Source organism: Hymenobacter negativus, assembly GCF_017571495.1.
GTDB lineage: Bacteria > Bacteroidota > Bacteroidia > Cytophagales > Hymenobacteraceae > Hymenobacter > Hymenobacter negativus.
Genome location: NZ_JAGETZ010000005.1, coordinates 287,809 through 306,687, shown reverse-complemented (window position 1 = coordinate 306,687; position 18,879 = coordinate 287,809). Strand labels below are relative to the sequence as shown.

Below are 18,879 nucleotides of genomic sequence, written 5' to 3'. Positions count from 1 at the left end.
GCTCAAATCCGTGCCTGATTTAGAAAGTGAGGTTAAGACCAAGCACGAGGGTTTTGGCCAGCGGCAGTCCACCATAGTCCGAGCCCGAGATAAAGGTGCCGGTGTTGCCGGTGTTGAGGGCGTCGGGGTTGAGGCCACCGGTGTATTTATCCCCGCCAAACCAGTTTTCAGCGGTCACATACACACGGGCGCCTTGCGCAATGCGCTTGTCGATGAGCTGGCCCAGGTCGTAGCCCAGCGTGATGGTCCGCACCCGGTAGTAGTTCGACGAGTACAGCCAGTCGGTGTTGCGGATGAAGCCGAAGTTGCCCGTTGCCTTGCCCTTCACCCCGGCACCGGGGTTTTCGGACGAGAACCAACGGTCGCGGGCACGGCCCAGGTTGTTTTCCTTGTAGCCCAGGCTGGTGCGGTCGATGGCGCGGCCCAGGGTCGAGTAGATGGAGCCACCATACTGGCCCTGCACCAGGAAGCTCAGGTCAAAGCCTTTGTAGCGTAGCGTGTTGGTGATGCCAGCGGTGTAGGTCGGGTTGGGGTTGCCCACCACCTGGCGGTCGTTCACGTCAATTTTATGGTCGCCGTTGAAGTCTTCGTACTTGGCGTCGCCGGCGGTCTGGCCGGCCAGGATGCCCACGCGCTGGTTGATGTCGGTACCGGGCGCATTAGTATCGATATCGGCTTGAGTCAGGATGCCGTTCTGCTTCACCACAAAGATGCTGTATACAGGCAAGCCAACTTGCAGGATGTTGCTGGGTGTATCGAGGCCGTTGGGCACTTCGATGGTGGCATCGCCGGGGCCCAGGTGCACCACTTTGTTTTCGTTGTGGCTCAGGTTGAAAGAGGTCGTCCAGGAAAGTGCGCCTTCCAGGTTGCGGGTGTTCAGCTCCACTTCCCAGCCGGTGTTGCGTACCTCACCAATGTTTTGCAGGTTGGTGCTAAAGCCCGAGCCTGTGAGTACGGGCACGTTCAGGAGCAGGTCGAGGCTGTTTTTGGTGTAGTAATCGAACGTGGCCGTGAAGCGATTTTTCAGCACACCGAAGTCAGCACCGAAGTCGATGGTGCGGTTGCGCTCCCACTTCAGCTGCGAGTTGCCCACTTTGTTGGGAGCCTGCCCGGGGGCGATGAGGCCGCCAAAGGTGTAGTTGTTTACACCCAGGGTGGCAATGCTGCTGTAGTCGCCGATGGTGTTGTTACCGGAGTAGCCCAGGCTGGCGCGCAGCTTCAAGTCACTCAGGAAGGTAACGGACTGCAGGAACGATTCTTGCGAGATGCGCCAGCCCGCCGACACGGCCGGGAATATCCCGGCGCGGTCCTCGAAGCCGAAGCGCGACGAAGCATCGCGGCGCACACTGGCCGAGAGCAGATACTTGCCATCGAAAGCATATTGCAGACGGCCGAAGTATGACAGCAGCACGCTTTGCGACGCGGTGGGGCCGCTGGTCGTAATGGCCACGGCCCCGTTCAGGGTCCGCACCGTGTTGTTTACAAAGCCCCCCGACGACGACGCGCTGTTGTTATCGAGCCGCGAGAAGTTGTAGGACTGCCCCGCCAGCAGCGAAAAATCATGCTTGCCAAGGGTTTTGCTGTAAGTAGCCGTGTTCTCGTTCACGAACGTTTGGCGGCGGTAGGTGCTGTACGAGCCACTGGCCAGCGAAGTGGTCTGGTTGCGGGCCGGCGGCACATAGGATGTCGAGGTTGACTCGTTGTTATCGAAGTTCAGCGTGGAGCGGAAACGCAAGCCGCTGATGGGCTGATACTCTCCAAACACGGTACCCAGCGTGCGGTAGTTGCGGGTATCGCCCTCGTAGGCGTTGATGACGGCGATAGGGCTTGCCGTACTTACGCCCCAACGGTAGGCGTCGTTTTTGCCGTAGGCGGTATTTATGCCGGCCGTATCTTCTACAATCGGCGTTTCGGAGAGCAGCTGGTGAAAGCGGGCGTCCTTGCCCTCAATGCCGGGGTCTTTCGAAATGGAGTACGTTGGGTTTATCGTAATGCCAAACTTGAGTTTGTCGCTGGCTTTTACTTCCACGTTGGCGCGGGCCGTGAAGCGCTTGTAGCCCAGGCCCAGCGCAAAACCCTGCTGGTCATTGTAGTTGCCCGACACGTAGTAGTTCACGTTGTCGGTAGCACCGGCGGCGCTCACCTGGTAGTTCTGGCTGATGCCCGTGCGGAATAGCTCATCCTGCCAATCCACGTAGGTCAGGCCGGGGTGGCCGGGCATGGCCCAGCGGTCGTCCAGCATCAGGTCAGGGTTGACGTTGTTACCGGTCAGGCCCAGAATCTGGCGGCGTTGGGCCGTGGTCTGGCTGGCGGTGCGCTGAACGGCGCCTGGTGTGGTCGGCGTCGATTTCACCCAGTTGTTGTTGATGATTTCCGTAGCCCGTGAAGCCCACTCTTCACCGCTCAGCAGGTCGAGTTTTTTGGCGGCGCGGGAGCCCCCTACATAGGTATTCACGCTGATTTGGGGCTTGCCCGAGCGGCCACGCTTGGTGGTGATGAGCACCACGCCGTTGGCAGCCCGCGAGCCGTAGATGGCGGCCGCGGCCGCATCCTTCAGCACTTCAATCTTCTCAATATCGTTGGGGTTGATGTTGTCGAGCGGGTTGCCGCTGCCGAAACGTCCGTTGCTGCTGGCGCCCACGGTTTCGAGCGGGAAGCCATCAATCACGTACAGCGGCTCGTTGCCGGCCGAGATAGAGCCCGCGCCCCGCACCTGAATGCTGAAGGGCCGGCCGGGTACACCCGAGGTCTGCTTTACCTGCACACCCGCCAACTGGCCTACCAAGGCTTGGTCGACGCGGGCAATGGGCCGCTCTTCCAGCTTGCGGGCATCGAGGGTGGCAATGGCACTGGTCACGTCGCCGCGCTTTTGGGTGCCGTAGCCCACTACTACTACTTCGTCGAGGCTCTTGGTATCGTCGGCCAGGGCAACGGTAAAGTTACCAGGTCCTGAATAGGTTATCTCCTGGGTATGAAATCCGATAAAACTGAATACCAGCGTACCAGATTTATCCGGCACCGAAACGCTGAACGACCCGTCGGGGTTGGTAGTGGTACCTAACGTGGTGCCTTTCACTACTATTGTCACACCGGGCAGGCCTTCACCATTGGGCGAGGTCACTTTGCCAGTGAGTGGCCACTCAGCCAATACGTGCCGGGGTGGACGCACGGCAGCCGTCGCCACTACAGGCGGCACCGCTACCAAAAGCATTGGCAGGCACGCCGCAGTCCGCAAACGTTGCCAAGAGTATAATTTATTCATGTGGGAAATGAGTGGGTGAGATTTTTTAAATACAGATAAGCGGCGCATAGGAGGCGGAACCTGGGGCCAATATTAGAATCCTGGTTTAGCCCTACTCTCCTGTAGCGTACTGCTCAGGGCAGTTTGAATGAAATCTTGGGGTCTTTTTGTAGTTTTTTATCCGCTATTTCCTAGCGCTAGCGCAACACAGACCATCCGCCACGAATAAAAAATTGTCTTTATCAAAGACCGGCTTTATTCACTACCCTCTATAGCAGGCAGGTGCAGGGCAGAGCAATTGGTGATTAGGTCCTTTATTGGACGCACTGTATCAGCACACCACGAATCCTGACTGCATCACAAAACTCCTCTTTGTCAATTGAGTGGCCTTCACGCACCCTCCTGCTCCTTATCCAGGTTCGTACAAATCAATTTTTTCCCTGAGTGAGTGCCCACCAGTTATCGGTGCGAAATGGGGACGCTGGCAGTCCTGCACCATTAAATAGGTTAGGCATCGGCGACTTGCTCCAGCCGAAGCGCACTGCTACCGGCTGCGCCACCTGCGGGCTGCTCACCACCACTGCACGGCCCTCAATGCGGGCCTGCGCGGGATGAAACACGCTGTCGGGACCGGCAAGGGTGAACTCGCGCAGGGCGCCATCTTTGGCGTCAAGACCGGCGGCATAGTCAAAAGCCAGGCGCGCCTCCCCATTCTTCACTTCCATGCTTTTGTAGAGGGGACCGGAATACAGCAGGTTCTTCTCGCCATAGGTTTTGGCCAGTGCCCACAGCGCCAGGCGGTGGCCTACGGTCTGCTTATCGCGGGGATGAATGTCGAGCGAGTCGCCCACATCGGTGGTTACCACCATGCCGGTGTGGGGCACGGTTTGCCAGCTCACCAGCTGCGCTTCGCGGATTTCGGCGTTCTGGCTCTTGTGCGGCGCAATCTGCACGAAGTAGAATGGCAGCTCGGGCTGCTGCCAGTCCTGGCGCCAGCTGGCAATCATCGCCGGGAAAAGGGTGCGGTATTGGTAAGCCCGCTCGGCGTTGCTCTCGCCCTGGTACCAGATAACGCCGCGTAGTGTATATGGCTCCAACCCGCGAATCATACCGTTGTATAGCTTGGCCGGCGATTTATTGCTGCTGGCGCTGAGCGGCTCGGCAGGCTTGGGGGTTTTGCTTTGCGGATTGGCAGCTTTCTCCTGTTTCCAGGCTGCCAGGGCCAGTTCATAGGCCGGGCGCTGGGTCAGGCCGGCTTCGTAGCGGGCGAGGATGGGCCGGAGCAGGGGGTTGTTTTTCAGTATCTCCTTCCGCGTCCAGGATTCGGCCGGCGTACCGCCCCACGATGCGTGGATGAGCCCCACTGGCACCCCGAGCTTCCGATGGATTTCGAGCCCGAAAAAGTAGGCTACTGCCGAGAATTTGCCCACGGTTTCGGGGCTGCACACCGTCCAGGAGCCGGCTACGTCGCGTTCTGGCACATCGGCTACCCGCTCCGCTACCGTGAACATGCGAATGGCTGGGAATTTCGCCTGGGGCATCACCTCAGCCGCATTTTTAACACCAGTCATCCACTTAGCAGCGCCTTTATCCACCGAGAATTTCATATTTGACTGCCCCGAGCACAGCCATACTTCGCCCAGCAGCACATTGCTAATGGTAAGCTTATTATTTCCCTGAATGGTGATGGTGTAGGGGCCTCCTGCCTTACCGGTAGGAACGCGCACCAGCCAGCTGCCCTGCGTGTCGGCCGTGGTTTTAATGGGCGCCTTTTGCCAGCTGGCGGCCACCGTCACGGTTTCGCCGGGAGCAGCCCAGCCCCAGAGCGCCACGGTGGTTTTCTGCTGCAATACCAGGTTGTCGGCGAGTAGTGCGGGCAGCGTAACATCGGCGTAGCTGAAGAATGGCAGGCACAGGAACAGCAGCAGGAAGTAGCGCATGGTAAGCAATGGCGCGTACTTTTAGTCCGCGAGTTTGTCAGGTTGATGTAAATTTTCCGGTCCGACGGCTCCCCTGTCGGACCGGGGACGCTAGCTCACCTTCAGGATAAAGGCCGAGGCCGTCATGCTTTTGCCGCCCTGCGAGGCGCAGAACAGGTATTCCGGCTTGCCATCGCGGAGCAGCAGTTGTGGGCGTTCGAGGCGGCCGTAGCGCTTGAGCTTGGGCGGCGCGGGCGGCTCCGTCACGCCGTAGTCGCGGATGGGCAGGTAGGCGATTTTGGGGAAGGTCCAGGTTTTGCCGTCTTCGGATTCGAGGTAGAGGCCCACTTCCTGGCTATACACGCCCATGTCGCGGGCCAGCATGTTGAACTTGCCGTGTTGCCGCCACACAAAGGCATCTTCGAACTGTTTGTTGTTGCCCTGCTTCGAGAAGTCGATGACGGGGTTGCCGGCAAACTTTTCATAGGGCCCTTCCAACTTGTCCGAAACTGCCAGGCCGTATTTGCGGTTGCCGCGAATTTCCTTGCCCTTGGCTTCCTCGTACTCCCCGGTATTCCACGACTTGTAGTAGAGCCAGTACTGGCCGTTGGGGTGCTTGAGGAAGGCGGGGTTGGTGGTGCAGTGGTCGTCCCAGGCGCCGGCGGGGCCGGGCAGCAACAGGGGCGCTTCGGGGCGCGTCCAGGGGCCGTTGAGGCTGGGCGCGGTGGCCAGACCAATGCGCTTGGTGTCGGTTTTGCCGTTGGAATTGCCCATGAAAAACAGGCAGTACTTCCCATCCACAAACTGAATGCTGGGGTTGTGGCAGGTAGTGGCATCCCAGTAGCCGGGGCCGCGCGGGGCCAGCACCACTTCCTGAAATGCGAAGGGGCCTTCCGGCTTGTCAGCCACAGCATGGCAGATTTCGGAGCCATTCAGCCAGCCGCCCATGCCCTTGCTGGCCACCCAGCGCGAAAAGAAAACGTGCACCTTCCCATCGGGCCCGTAGATGGGCGAGTTGCACCACACGTAGTAGTCGGGCAGCTCCAACGCCCGCCCTACCGGCTTCAGGTGCTTGCTGAACTTCGCAAAATCAGCCTTGGGGTAGTCAATCAACCGGCCGGCAAAGCCCGCTAGCGCACGTGTGAATGGGGTCAGGAGCAAACCAGTCAGAAACGTGCGGCGAGCCAGCATAATCGGGTGGGAATTGGAGCGGAGGGACTTGACGCTGCAAGGAAGCCTGCTGTCTTGGCCGTACTCTCCTGCACTCTGCCGTCACCTCGCGGGCATGACGGTGCAGGTATGCATCGACGGGGGCTCAGGGTACTTTTAGCCCATCAGTGATTTCCCACCTACTCCGCACTATGAAAACAATCTTCTTTGCTGCCGCTGCTGGGGTGTTGCTGGCCGCCTCAGCTGCCGCGCAAGCGCCAAAAACCACGTTCAAATTCGATTTTGGCCCTGGCAAAACGGCCACTGGCTACCAGCAGGTGCTGCCCACGGCGGCCTACTCCGCCACCATGGGTTATGGTTTCGATTTCGGCACAACGGTAACAGGCGTGGACCGCGGTGGCAAGGATGCGCTGAAAGGCGATTTTGTGACCAGTAAGCAGCCGTTCTACTTCTCCGTCAACCTGCCCGAGGGCAATTACAACGTGACCGTGACGCTGGGCGACGCCAAAGGGCCTTCCAGCACGTTTCTGAAAGCTGAATCGCGCCGCCTGCTGTTGGAAACCACCACGACCAAGCCCGGCCAGTTCACCACCCAAACCTTCACCCTGAATGTGAAGAGCCGCCGTATCAACGACACCGAAACCGTGAGCCTCAAGCCCCGCGAGTTGCGCAAGCTGGATTGGGATGACCGCCTCACCCTCGAGTTCGACGGCACCAACCCCTGCCTGGCCGCGCTGGAAATCACCCCGGCGCCGCAAGCCGTGACGGTTTTTCTGGCCGGCAACTCTACCGTGGTAAACCAGGACGACGAGCCCTGGGCGGCTTGGGGTCAGATGCTGCCGCGCTTCCTCAAGCCCAGTGTGGCCGTGGCCAATCACGCCGAATCGGGCCTCACGCTGGGCAGCTTTCTGGGCTCGAAACGCTTGGCCAAAGTGCTGAGCGTAATGAAGCCCGGTGATTACCTTTTCATCGAATTCGGCCACAACGACCAGAAGGACAAGGGCGAAAACGACGGTGCCTGGAAAGCCTACACCGAGCGGCTGCACCTCTTCGTGCAGGAAGCGCGCAAAAAGGGTGGCATCCCGGTTATCGTCACCTCTACCAGCCGCCGCACCTTCGGAGCTGATGGCCGGATTGAAAACAGCCTCGGTGATTTCCCCGCCGCCGCTCGCAAAGTAGCCGAGGAAGAAAAAGTGGCCCTCATCGACCTCAACTCCATGACGGCCAAGCTCTACGAAGCCCTGGGCGTGGAAGAGTCGAAAAAAGCCCTCGTCCATTACCCCGCCAACACCTACCCCGGCCAAACCGCGGCGCTGGCCGACAACACTCATTTCAATCCCTACGGTGCCTACGAAATCGCCAAATGTGTGGTGGAAGGAATCAAAGCCAACAAATTAGGCCTGGTGAAATTCCTGCGCAACGACACCCCTGCTTTCGACCCTGCTAAACCGGACGCGCTGGCCAACTGGATTTGGATGGACAGTCCCCGTAGTGAAGTGACCAAGCCAGACGGGAATTAAAAATGGCTAGGCGGCACGACTAAATTCTGGCGATTGCATAAGCTAAAGCTTACGCTACGAGTCGCCCGGCTCCCCTCTTCTAAGGCTTCGTACTTTAAGCAAACTGGGTTGGGGTGAGGTTGCCCGCGTCAGGCAGCGCCAGCATTATAAAAACACCCCATGAAGTCTCTCCTCCCCTTCCTACTGTACCTCGCACTGCTGATTAGTCCCAGCCAAACCAGGGCCCAGAAGGCTACTAAAGCTACCTCCGTTTCTAACGCAGCCGCCCAGCCTGCACCCAAGCCACTGTTCAGCGACCCGATATACGACGGTGTAGCCGACCCCGTCATTATCTGGAACAAGCAGATGCGGAAGTGGTGGATGTTTTACACCAACCGCCGCGCCACCGATACCACCGCCACCGGCGTAACTTGGGTGCATGGCACCCGCATCGGCATCGCCGAATCCGGGGACGGCGGCACGACTTGGCGCTACCGCGACACGGCCAACATAGCCTACCGTCCCAACCCCGGCTACACCCACTGGGCACCCGATATTGTGCAGGACAAGGGCATGTACCACATGTTTCTGACCTACGTGCCCGGCACGTTTACCGACTGGAATCACCCGCGCGTCATCGTCCAGCTCAGCAGCACCGACTTACTGAATTGGAAGTATGTGCAAACCCTGCCACTTGTCACCGATAAAGTCATTGATGCCAGCGTGTTCAAGCTGCCCGATGGTACCTGGCGCCTGTGGTACAACAACGAGCGAGACCATAAATCAATCTACTACACCGACAGTCCCGACCTGCGCCACTGGACCGACCGTGGCCAGGCCCTGAACGAGCGCGGCGAAGGCCCCAAAGTCTTCCACTGGCACGAACAATATTGGATGATAATCGACCAGTGGAAAGGCATGGCCGTGTACCACTCCACCGACCTGCTGCACTGGCAGCCCCAGCCCGAACGCCTCCTCGAACTCCCCGGCCAGGGCCGCGACGACCAGGCCATCGGCGGCCACTGCGACGTGGTGGTGAGCAACGGCCGTGCTTTTCTGTTCTACTTCACCCACCCCGGCCGTAGCAAAGCCAATCCCGCCCCGGCCAATTCCATTGCCGCCAAGCGCAGCGTGATTCAGGTGACAGAGCTGGAATTCAACGACGGAAGATTGATTTGTGACCGAGACAAGCCCACATTCGTGCAGTTGGCAAAGCCTAAATAACGATGTAGAAACGTGAAGGGTCGCGTTTCTACATCGTTCCACAACTTAAAATCTCAAGTGCCCAAAAACATTCCGGCGACCTCTGCGTTTTAATACCAAGCGGTATATTTGCACCGTCATCATGTCAAAGGCCGAGCGCACCCGCCAGTTCATTATCGAGCAAACGGCCCCTGTTTTCAACAAACAGGGCTACGCCGGCACGTCGTTGAATGACCTCACGGCGGCCACCGGCCTGACCAAAGGCGCCATTTACGGCAACTTCGAGAATAAGGAAGAAGTGGCCCTGGCGGCCTTCGACTACAACCTGGGGCTGGTTAATGAAGGGCTGCGCGCCGGTACCCTCAACGGCAGCACCGTACGCGAGCAGCTGCTGGCCACGCCCCGGTTCTACCGCCAGCGTTATCCCCTGATGAAGCAGCACGGCGGCTGTCCCATCCTGAACGCAGCCGTGGAATGCGACGACGCCCCACCCGCAGCCCTACTTCAACGCGTGCAGGACAGTCTGGCCCGATGGCACCGCAACATTGTGCACCTTATCGAAAAAGGCCAGCAAACCGGCGAAATCAAGCCTGCGGCCGACGCCAGCCGCTACGCTAGCTTGTTCATTACCCTCATCGAGGGAGGGATTCTTGTTTCCAAGACAACGGGCAGCCCTACGGCGCTTTTAACCAGCCTCGACCACATCGAGCACCTGATTGAAACTGAATTGGTTGTCTGATATTTTTTTGCTTAAAATTATACCGATTGGTATAATAAATCATATTACCATGAGTCCCCTTCGCATTTTCCTGCTGTGTTCCACCGTGATTGCGGCGGCCGTGATGGAGCTAATTGACACGAGCATTGTGAACGTGGCCTTGTCGCACATGAGCGGTAACCTGGGCGCCACGCTGGCCGATACGTCGTGGGTAATCACGTCCTACGCCATTGCCAACATCATTATCATCCCGATTACCAGCTTCCTGGCGGCGCGGCTGGGGAGGCGGCGCTACTTCATCGGCTCGATAATCCTGTTTACGCTTGCTTCGGTGATGTGCGGCACGGCTGGTAATATCTGGACGTTGGTGGCCTTTCGGTTTGTGCAGGGCCTGGGCGGCGGGGCTTTGCTGTCGACTTCCCAGACCATTGTGTTTGAAGCGTTTCCGCCGGCCAAGCGCGGGGTGGCGAGTGCGCTGTTTGGCATCGGCGTGTTTACAGGGCCCACGATTGGGCCCACGCTGGGCGGTTACATTCTGGATGTGAGTACCTGGCACTGGATATTTCTGGTGAACGTGCCCATTGGCATCATCGTCACGATTGGGGCGGTTTTGCTGGTGCGGGAACCGGCCGTGCAGGTAGCGCGCAACACGCTACGCATGGATTGGGTGGGGCTGTTTTTCCTGGTGGTGGGCGTGGGCGCTTTGCAGGTGGTGCTGGAGCGCGGGCAGGAAGAAGACTGGTTCCAAACCGCCTACATCATGCAATTGAGCGTGGCGGCGGCCGTGGGCATCATCGCTTTCATCTGGTGGGAGCTGACCACCGAATTCCCCATCGTGAACCTGCGCGTGCTGAAAAGCCGCTCGCTGGCCGTGGCGGCGCTGCTCACGTTCGTGACCGGAATGGGGCTATTTACCTCGGTGTATCTCACGCCGGTATTTGCGCAGCGGCTGCTGCACTTCCCGGTGCTCGATACGGGCCTGCTTCTGCTGCCGGGCGCGGTGCTAGCCATTTTCTGCCTGATACTCACGGCGCGCGCCCTGCAAAGCGGCGTGCCGATTCCGGCAGTTGTCACGCTGGGGTTTCTGCTATTCTTTGCCTTCAGCTGGCGCATGGCCCTGCTCAATGGCACGGCGGGCAAGGGCGATTTTTACCTTCCCCTGATTTTGCGCGGAGCCGGCCTGGCCCTGCTCACGGTGCCACTTACGGCGCTGGCCGTATCGGGCCTGCCGCTGAAGGACATTGCCCAGGGCGCGGCCCTCAACAACATGATGCGCCAGCTGGGTGGCTCCTTCGGCATTGCCATCGTCAATACGTTTCTGGCCACGCAGTTTGCCGTGCACCGGCAGGCCCTAGTCACGCACCTCACGGCCACCGACCTGGGCGTGGCCGAGCGGCTGGCGGCTGGTGCCCAGCTGGTAACCGTGCGCCTGGGCCAGCCTATGTTTGAAGCCCAACGGCGCGCCTACCAGCTGCTCGATGCGACGGTAAACCAACAAGCTGGCATCATGAGCTACAACGACGCTTTCCTACTGGTAGGCTGCTTTTTCCTGGCGGCCATGCCGCTGCTGCTTTTGGTGGTGAAACGGCAGCCGGGCGGCGCGCCAGTAAAGGTCAGCCTGTCGGACCATTAGATAACTCCGGTTGCACTTCAGTCGAGAATCGTCTGGCTCCCCTCTCCACGGGAGATGGGCTGGGGTGAGGTTCCAGCGTCAGGCAAAGCCTCAGTATGATGGCTCATTTCTCTTTCATCTTCATTAATTCCTCTTCGCAATGCCTGAATATAAACGGGTAGTTATTACGGGTGTGGGTGCCCTCACGCCCATCGGCAACGATGCAACTAGCTTCGGGCGGGCGCTGGTGGCGGGCGTGAGCGGCGCGGCACCCATCACGCACTTTGATGCATCAAAATTCAAAACCCGCTTCGCCTGCGAGGTGAAGGGATTTGACCCGCTCAACTTCCTCGACCGCCAGGAAGTGCGTAAGTACGACCTGTTTACACAGTACGCGCTAGTGGCGGCCGAAGAAGCTATACAGCACGCGGAGCTGGATTTCGACCGGCTCAACCGCAACCGGATTGGCGTCATCTGGGGCTCGGGCGTGGGCGGGCTGGGCACCTTGCAGGAACAGATAACCGAGTTTGCACACGGCGACGGCACGCCGCGCTTCAACCCCTTCATGGGTGCGAAGATGATAATTGACATTGCGGCCGGCGTGATTTCCATCAAGCACGGCTTGCGGGGGCTGAATTTCGCCACAGTTTCGGCCTGTGCCACTTCCACCACGGCTCTGATTGATGCCTTCAACTACATCCGCTGGGGTAAGGCTGATGTGCTGATTTCGGGCGGCTCCGAGGCGGCCGTCAACGAGACGGGCATCGGGAGCTACAACGCCCTCAGGGCCCTTTCTACCCGCAACGACGACTTCGCCACCGCCTCCCGGCCCTTCGATGTAACCCGCGACGGCTTTGTGGTGGGCGAAGGAGCCGGCGCATTGATTCTGGAAGAATACGAGCATGCCCTCCGGCGCGGCGCGCCCATTCTGGCCGAAGTAGTAGGCGGGGGCATGGCGGCCGACGCCTACCACCTCACCGGCACCCACCCCGAGGGCGAAGGCGCCTACCTGAGCATGCTGGCCGCGCTGGACGACGCCGGCCTGCACGCCGCCCAAATCGACTACCTGAACGCGCACGCCACCTCCACCGGCCTGGGCGATGCGAGCGAGCTGCACGCCATCGGACGGGTATTTGGGCCGGCACCGCACCTGCACATCAGCGCCACCAAAAGCATGACCGGGCACCTGCTGGGCGCCGCCGGAGCCGTGGAGGCCATTGCCTGCGTGCAGGCCGTGCAGCATGACGTGGTGCCGCCCACCATCAACACCACCCAGCCCGACCCGGAGCTAACCAGCCGCTTGCAGCTCACGCTGGGCCAGCCAGCCTACCGCCCCATCGAGTACGCCATGAGTAACTCCTTCGGCTTCGGTGGCCACACGGCCACGCTGATTGTGAAGAAGTTTTCGAGTTGAATCAAGCAGCTTTCCAGGTAAGGCCCCACGAAACCGCTGCGCCGGCAGCCTTTCAGAAACCGGCATTTTTCATCATTCCCATTACCAAACCCTATGAACATCTCCAACCAAACCGTCCTCGTTACGGGCGGCGGCTCCGGCATCGGCCTGGCCATTGCCAAAATGCTGATTGAAAAAGGCAACCGCGTCATCATCGTGGGCCGCAACGAGGCCAAGCTGCGAGCAGCAGCAGGCCAGCTACCCGGCGTGTCAATCATTGCCGCCGACATCAACAACACGGCCGATGTTGCGCGCCTGGTGCAGCAAGTCCAGGCTGATTTCAGCGACCTGAGCGTGCTCATCAACAATGCGGGCCAGGCTTCGGCCTATCAGCTCACGGCCGGCGCAGATGCTTTCTCGAAAGCCAGCGCCGAAATCGCCACCAACTACCTGGCCATGATACAGCTGACCGAGCTGTTGCTGCCGGTGCTGAGTGCGCAGCCGGAAGCAGCCATCGTGAACGTGTCGTCTATCGTGGCCTATGCACCATCCTCGGCCGTGCCCACCTATTCGGCCAGCAAAGCGGCGGTGCATTCTTACACCCAGGCGTTGCGCCACACGCTCAAAAGCACCAGCGTTCGGGTAATTGAGCTGATGCCGCCGCTGGTGAACACCGAGTTTTCGACGGAAATCGGAGGGGCCAACGGGATTCCGCCCCAGCAGGTGGCCGAGGAGCTGTTAACGGGTCTGGCCAACGGCGACGACGAAATCCGGGTGGGCCAGACGGCGCAGTTCTACGAATTCCAACGGACTTCGCCGTCTGAAGCTTTCGCGATGATGAACAGCTAGACAGCCCCGCTGACACGCATAAGCCGCCGTCCGAACCGCTGGGTTTGGGCGGCGTTTTTGGGTTAAGCGCTCAGGCGTTGCGTCGCTGCGTTTCGCTAGCTTCTTAGCATTAGGGAGCAGTGTCGGCAGTGAGGGGGAAGCTGAGCATGGCGCCCAGGCTCCACGCCAGCCATGAACCACCAAGAAGCAACAAAAACAGGGAGAGAACGCGCTGCATAAGTCAAAATAGTATGACAGCACAGCCTCCGACTGGTACACAATGCGGTAGTGCCACTGATGGCGGGTTGTTAGAACAGGTCGTCCTTTACCGGGGCGATGTAGGGCTGGGGCTTGCTGTCGGTGGGCGGCAGGCCGAAGTAGAAGTACAGCGTACGCTTGGTGGGTGTACCGTTGAAATGGTTCAGCTCGCTGTTGGGGCCGAGCTTTTCAGGGTGCTGGTCGATATTCAAACCCAGCTTGGTGCCGATGGGTGGGATGGCGTCGAGGAAGGAAATGTCGCCGATAGGCAGGCCGGGCTGGGGCTTCACACCCGAGAGGCCGTAGAAGTTGAAGCGGCGAATGAACAGGTCATTATCCGGGCTGGCCACGAGGAAGGCGCCCTCTACGGTGTTGAACTCCATCCAGGCGATGTCGGCGAAGTAGCCTTTGAACTCGGGGTAAATCCAAGGTGCGGCGGCGGTTTGAGTGTTGTTGTTGGCGTTGTCCCACACGTTGAGGGTAGTGCCAGCCAAGCGGTTTTTCCAGGCGCGGTACGGGCCCTGGCCCAGCCACTTGGCACCGATGACGAAGTTTTCAGGATAGGTGAAGCTAAGGCCCGCGAAGGCGTGGTCGCCGGTAAGGGCGTACTCGTAGGACAGCTCCAGCCAGCCGGTGGCGTGCATTTTCCAGCGCACGCTGCGCAGGTCACCGGTGTAGCGAGCCTCTATCACCTCCCCATCGGGCTCGGTGCGGTGCGTGAGGCCGGTGAAGGTGGCCGTGCCGGCCACCAGCACGGGACCATTGGTGAAGCTGAGCTTGTCGCCGTTGTTGCCCTTCACGGCCGTGAGGTGGCCATTCGCTTTGCTAAAGGTGACCGAAATGCCGCTGGCCGTGAGGTTAAGAGTAGAATCGGTTTCGGCCACCTGTACGGCGGGCTTGTCCTTGGCAGCAAGGGCCAGCACACCGTCGAGCAGGCGGGTGTTGCCGCCGGTTTTCCAGGTCCATTTATACACCAGGTTCTTGGCCGGGTCGAAAGCCGACAGGACAATGGCATCGTAGTTTTTCCAATCCTTCGGGAGCTCCAACTTTAGCCGGCCCGTAGCCAGCGGGGCCACAGCAGGGCTTTTGAAACGGCTTTTCTTGCCGGGCAAACTTCCCGCAAATGGGTCACTCGGCTTGCGGAAGTTTACCAGCTCCCACTGGAAAAAGCACTGGCTGAAGTTGGTGAAATGGTAGCGATTTTCAACCGGAATCGTGCCATCGAACTTGGCGGGCAGCTCTTTCAGGGTGATGTGCACAGGCGAGAAAATCTCGCGGATGGCGAAGAAGCTGCCTTCCTTTTCGCGGTGCGGGCCCAGCAGGCCGTCGGGCGCGTTCACGCCGTTTACGTCGATGATGTTGTTCTGGTCGGTCCGCACAATGCCTTCATCGACCATGGCCCAGAGGAAACCGCCGCCGGAGCGTTGCGACTTCCAGTGCAGCTCCCACATGTCGGCCAGGCCGGCGCCCCCTCCCCCATCGTCCTGGCTGTGCAGGAACTCGGTGGGCATGTAAATGAGTGAATCGGCGAGGATTTTTTGGGTGCTGTAGTAGTCCTCGTAGTGGTTGCAGTCGATGCCGCTGGCGGCGTTACCGGGGCGGTGGTGCGGGTGAATGACGGGCCGCTTGGTGAGGTCATACTGGTAGAAAATGGCGTCCAGTTCTTTGTTGGTGCCGCCCTCGTTGCCATTATCCCAGAAGATGATGCTGGGGTGGTTTTGGTCCTTTTCCACCATCGACCGCACCAGCGGCGTGCCGGCCTTAGTGCTGTAGAATTTCTGCCAGCCAGCCAGCTCGTCGAGCACGTAGAGGCCCAGCGAGTCGCAGAGGTGCAGGAACTCGGCATCGGGTGGGTAGTGCGACATGCGCACGGCGTTCATGTTCATCTCCTTCAGCAGTTTCACGTCCTGCAGCTGGATGCTGTCGTTGAGGGTGCGGCCGGTTTCGGGCCACCAGCTGTGGCGGTTGGTGCCCTTCATTTTCACCTGCGTGCCGTTTACATAAATGCCCTTACCGCGCCGCACCTCAATGGTGCGGAAGCCGAAGGTTTCGGTGGTTTGGTACTGGGTTTCGTTGCCGACGCGCAGCGTGAGGCGGGCGCGGTAGAGGCTGGGCGTTTCGCTGGTCCACTGGCGTGGGTTTTTCACGGTAGTAGTCAGGCGCGCGAGGGTGTCGCCGGCGGCCACGCTGGTGCTGGCGGTGCCCACGGTCTGACCTTTTTGGTCCAGAATTTCAGCCTGGAGCCGGGCGGCTTGCTTCACGTTGCGCACGTTGGCACGGAGCGTGAAGCTGCCGTTGGCGCGGGCGTCGATGGCTACGTTTTCGGCGTATTGCTGCGGGTAAGACTGCAGGTAAACTGGCCGGAAAATCCCGCCGAAAACCCAGTAGTCGGCCAGCCGCTCGGCGTTGTTCACACTGGGCTCAGCCGACATCTTGCTCACTTTCACTTCGAGCAAATTGGCCTCACCAAATTTGAGTTTGTCGGTGAGGTCGTACTTGAAACGGTAGAACGCACCCTGATGGATGGGCCCGGCCACCTGGCCGTTCACCTTCACCTCGGTGTCCGTCATCGAACCTTCGAACACGATTTCGACGCGCCGGCCGCGCCAGGCGGCGGGCACGGTGAAGCTATGCTTGTAGAGGCCCTGCTCATCGGCGAATCGGAAGTTTTTGCCGTAGGTTTTGTAGTCGCGGCCGTAGTTGTAGAGGCCGAAGCCTTCCTGCTCCCAACACGAAGGCACGGCGATGGTGGTCCAGTAGCCGCTTTTGCGTCCGCCGGTGCAGTAGAAATCCCACTTCACGGCGCGGCGGTTGTCGCGGCCGGAAAGGTATTGGATTTGCTTGGTGGTTTGGGCGCTAACTGGCTGGTTCAGCAGCAGAATGAGGAGCAGGAAGAGGAAGTTTTTGAACATATAAAATTCAGAACGTCATGCCGAGCGCAGCCGAGGCATCTCGCGTGGTATAGTAAATGAGTCGTTTAAAAAAGGATTAGCGAAAGCACGCGAGATGCCTGGGCTGCGCTCTGCATGACAGCTCAGTTATGAATCAATAATGCGTGTGGTTCACCACGGAATTGCGCAGGTATTCCACATCCTTCTTCGAATCCTTGCCGCTGTGGGTGGCGCTGCGGCTGCCGAAAATGCTGAGCCGGCCCTGGCTTAGGGTGATGACTTCTTCGGCGCCCTGGCCGGTGAAATCGAACATGTGGAAGACTGTGTCCGGGAAATACAGCTCGCCGGTGCCGACATCATTCAGGTGGAATTTGTGCCAGAACAGCCAAGTGGAGCCGTCGCCGCGCCAGTTGCCGCGCACAAAATCGGGGTTGCCGTTGATGGGGTTGCCGGGCCATTTTTTTACCAGGCTGCCGCCGTTGTCGAACCAGTAGAGCTGGCTGGAGAGGCCGGGCTCGTCGGTGCCGCGGGTGCCGTAGGTGCGGCCACCGATGACGAGCTGCGGACCGGAAACACCTTTCAGGAAATTGCCCACGGCGAGCTGCTGGCTGTGCTCGGCAGTGTTTTGCCAGATGGTTTTGCCGGTCGCCGCATCCACTACAAACACGCCGGTTTCGCTGTTGGCGGTGGCGATGTCGAGCTTGCCGTCGCCGTTCATGTCGATGAATTTGTAGCTGTCGGCGTGGTCGTGGTTATCAGGCAGCAGGTCGAAGCGGTTCCAGATTTCCTGGCCTTTGGTGTCGAGCAGCAGGGAGCCCACCAGCACTTCGTCGAAGTTGTCACTGTTCAAATCAATGGGGTAAACGTAGTGGCCGAGGTTGTCCTTTTTGCGGTGCTCGGTGTGTTGCCACAGTTGTTTGAGGTCGGCGGCGTAGGCCGTTACGGTTTGGGTGCCGCCCATGTCGGTGTAGGCCACCAGGTCGTTGGCCGGGCCGGGGTGCAGGTGGGCAATAGCTAGCCGGAAGTTGTTGTAGACGTGCGGCAGCGGCTGGGTGGGCCAGGGGGTTTTGCGCAGGATTTTACCGGTGCGGCCATCGGCTACTACCAGCCACTCCTGGCCCTCGATGAAGCGCCAGTGCACCACTTCGGCGCGGCCGTTGTGGTCGAAGTCCCAGAGCACGCCGGGCGCTTCAAATTCCGACCGCTCTTTCACGTATTCGGTCGGCGCCTGATATGCCCAAAGCTCCTTGCCGGCGTTGTTGAAAACGTGGGCCGAGAAGTTGGGCTCCAGCACCATAAAATCGGTTTTACCGTCGCCGTCCACATCGCCAAACTTCACGGCATTCGACTGCGGAATAGCGTATTGCTTGAGCAGCTGCACATCCTCCGGCAGTTGGTAGGGCCGCACGTCTTCCTCCTGCAAGCCGGCGTTTTTGCTCAGCACCAGCACATCCACGGCCGCGCCCATCTCTATGCGGGTCAGCTTGACGTAAGCCGGGCAGGCCGGCAGCTCAAACGTGCCGCCGGCCTGCCAGCTCAGCGGGCCCCGGCCGAAGCTAGCGGCCGTCACCTTGTCGTTGATGGCCACTTTGAAGCTGGTGTTTTTCTCGCCCTGGCTGCGTACGTACAGCGTGTAGGTACCGGCTTCGGGCACTTGCACGCGCACCTGCATGTTGGTTTTCGACTTCAGCACGAGGGCCGTGTTGTTGAAAATCCAGGGTGCGTGGAGGGCGTCGGCATCGGCGATGATGACGCCTTTTGGGATTTCCTGAATGAAGTCTGAAGCCGGGATGATGACCGTGGCGGGCAGTGGTGCCGGACGAACGGCGGGTAGTTGGGCGCAGACATTCAGGGTGCCAAAGCAGCCCAGCAACACAGCCAGAACGGCACGTTTTTTCATAAGAAAGCAGTAGCAAAGGCGGGAATGGGTGCATCGAAGGAACCGCCCGCCCCGCCCGTAAGCCTCCTGCACCGTCCTGCCAAGCAGGGAGCGGCGGGCCGGTGAAACATGGCGAATTTTCAAAACATGGCCAACACGCGAAACACGGCAAACACGAAAAACATCGCCTATGAAGCGATTTGCGTACTGCATGGGGCCGTTTGCATGGCCCATGCGGCCATTTGCAGGCCCTATGAAGCGGTTTGCG

General features: G+C 59.7%; 11 protein-coding genes. 6 read left to right on the top strand and 5 right to left on the bottom strand.

Going from position 1 to position 18,879, the window contains the following annotated elements; translation table 11 throughout:
* Nucleotides 1–19: 19 nt before the first annotated feature.
* The 3 genes from J4E00_RS13645 to J4E00_RS13635 all read right to left on the bottom strand — a co-directional run bounded on the left by J4E00_RS13645 (nucleotide 20) and on the right by J4E00_RS13635 (nucleotide 6,351).
* The gene (locus J4E00_RS13645) at nucleotides 20–3,211 is read right to left on the bottom strand and encodes a SusC/RagA family TonB-linked outer membrane protein (protein WP_208175728.1); all 3,192 of its coding nucleotides are present in this window, start codon (nucleotides 3,209–3,211) and stop codon (nucleotides 20–22) included.
* A gap of 458 nt (nucleotides 3,212–3,669) precedes the next feature.
* On the bottom strand, nucleotides 3,670–5,181 hold the full coding sequence (locus J4E00_RS13640) for a sialate O-acetylesterase (protein ID WP_208175727.1): 1,512 nt from the start codon (nucleotides 5,179–5,181) through the stop codon (nucleotides 3,670–3,672).
* 90 nt (nucleotides 5,182–5,271) lie between these two features.
* Nucleotides 5,272–6,351 carry a glycoside hydrolase family protein gene (locus J4E00_RS13635; RefSeq protein ID WP_208175726.1) on the bottom strand — a complete coding sequence of 360 codons (1,080 nt, stop codon included), beginning with the start codon at nucleotides 6,349–6,351 and terminating at the stop codon, nucleotides 5,272–5,274.
* 170 nt (nucleotides 6,352–6,521) lie between these two features.
* Between J4E00_RS13635 and J4E00_RS13630 the strand changes: the two genes are divergently transcribed.
* From J4E00_RS13630 to J4E00_RS13605, 6 genes are all read left to right on the top strand, one after another.
* The gene (locus tag J4E00_RS13630; RefSeq protein ID WP_208175725.1) at nucleotides 6,522–7,850 is read left to right on the top strand and encodes a rhamnogalacturonan acetylesterase; all 1,329 of its coding nucleotides are present in this window, start codon (nucleotides 6,522–6,524) and stop codon (nucleotides 7,848–7,850) included.
* A 159-nt stretch (nucleotides 7,851–8,009) separates the two neighbouring features.
* A complete protein-coding gene (locus J4E00_RS13625) occupies nucleotides 8,010–9,053 on the top strand; it encodes a glycosyl hydrolase (protein WP_208175724.1) in 1,044 nt (347 codons plus the stop codon).
* Between the two features lie 121 nt (nucleotides 9,054–9,174).
* Nucleotides 9,175–9,771 carry a TetR/AcrR family transcriptional regulator gene (locus tag J4E00_RS13620; RefSeq protein ID WP_208175723.1) on the top strand — a complete coding sequence of 199 codons (597 nt, stop codon included), beginning with the start codon at nucleotides 9,175–9,177 and terminating at the stop codon, nucleotides 9,769–9,771.
* 49 nt (nucleotides 9,772–9,820) lie between these two features.
* Nucleotides 9,821–11,383: a DHA2 family efflux MFS transporter permease subunit gene (locus J4E00_RS13615; RefSeq protein ID WP_208175722.1), complete on the top strand. Its 1,563-nt coding sequence runs from the start codon at nucleotides 9,821–9,823 to the stop codon at nucleotides 11,381–11,383.
* Between the two features lie 139 nt (nucleotides 11,384–11,522).
* Complete coding sequence (fabF, locus tag J4E00_RS13610) at nucleotides 11,523–12,776, top strand: beta-ketoacyl-ACP synthase II (protein ID WP_208175721.1); 1,254 nt, start codon at nucleotides 11,523–11,525, stop codon at nucleotides 12,774–12,776.
* Between the two features lie 93 nt (nucleotides 12,777–12,869).
* On the top strand, nucleotides 12,870–13,604 hold the full coding sequence (locus tag J4E00_RS13605) for an SDR family oxidoreductase (RefSeq protein ID WP_208175720.1): 735 nt from the start codon (nucleotides 12,870–12,872) through the stop codon (nucleotides 13,602–13,604).
* Between the two features lie 287 nt (nucleotides 13,605–13,891).
* Here the strand turns inward: J4E00_RS13605 and J4E00_RS13600 are convergent, their stop codons facing one another.
* Together J4E00_RS13600 and J4E00_RS13595 are read right to left on the bottom strand one after the other, a co-directional pair.
* Nucleotides 13,892–16,753 (bottom strand): glycoside hydrolase family 2 protein, encoded by a 2,862-nt coding sequence (locus J4E00_RS13600; RefSeq protein WP_208175719.1) that lies wholly within the window; start codon nucleotides 16,751–16,753, stop codon nucleotides 13,892–13,894.
* A 133-nt stretch (nucleotides 16,754–16,886) separates the two neighbouring features.
* Entirely contained in the window at nucleotides 16,887–18,632 is a 1,746-nt protein-coding gene (locus J4E00_RS13595; protein ID WP_208175718.1) for a hypothetical protein, read from the bottom strand.
* Nucleotides 18,633–18,879 lie beyond the last annotated feature (247 nt).

Excerpts from the sequence above, each read along its gene's own strand:
- J4E00_RS13630 (WP_208175725.1), top strand. The coding sequence starts at position 6,522 with ATGAAAACAATCTTCTTTGCTGCCGCTGCTGGGGTGTTGCTGGCCGCC.
- J4E00_RS13600 (WP_208175719.1), bottom strand. The coding sequence starts at position 16,753 with ATGTTCAAAAACTTCCTCTTCCTGCTCCTCATTCTGCTGCTGAACCAG.
- J4E00_RS13620 (WP_208175723.1), top strand. The coding sequence starts at position 9,175 with ATGTCAAAGGCCGAGCGCACCCGCCAGTTCATTATCGAGCAAACGGCC.
- J4E00_RS13640 (WP_208175727.1), bottom strand. The coding sequence starts at position 5,181 with ATGCGCTACTTCCTGCTGCTGTTCCTGTGCCTGCCATTCTTCAGCTAC.
- J4E00_RS13615 (WP_208175722.1), top strand. The coding sequence starts at position 9,821 with ATGAGTCCCCTTCGCATTTTCCTGCTGTGTTCCACCGTGATTGCGGCG.
- J4E00_RS13595 (WP_208175718.1), bottom strand. The coding sequence starts at position 18,632 with ATGAAAAAACGTGCCGTTCTGGCTGTGTTGCTGGGCTGCTTTGGCACC.
- J4E00_RS13625 (WP_208175724.1), top strand. The coding sequence starts at position 8,010 with ATGAAGTCTCTCCTCCCCTTCCTACTGTACCTCGCACTGCTGATTAGT.
- J4E00_RS13645 (WP_208175728.1), bottom strand. The coding sequence starts at position 3,211 with ATGCTTTTGGTAGCGGTGCCGCCTGTAGTGGCGACGGCTGCCGTGCGT.
- fabF (WP_208175721.1), top strand. The coding sequence starts at position 11,523 with ATGCCTGAATATAAACGGGTAGTTATTACGGGTGTGGGTGCCCTCACG.
- J4E00_RS13605 (WP_208175720.1), top strand. The coding sequence starts at position 12,870 with ATGAACATCTCCAACCAAACCGTCCTCGTTACGGGCGGCGGCTCCGGC.
- J4E00_RS13635 (WP_208175726.1), bottom strand. The coding sequence starts at position 6,351 with ATGCTGGCTCGCCGCACGTTTCTGACTGGTTTGCTCCTGACCCCATTC.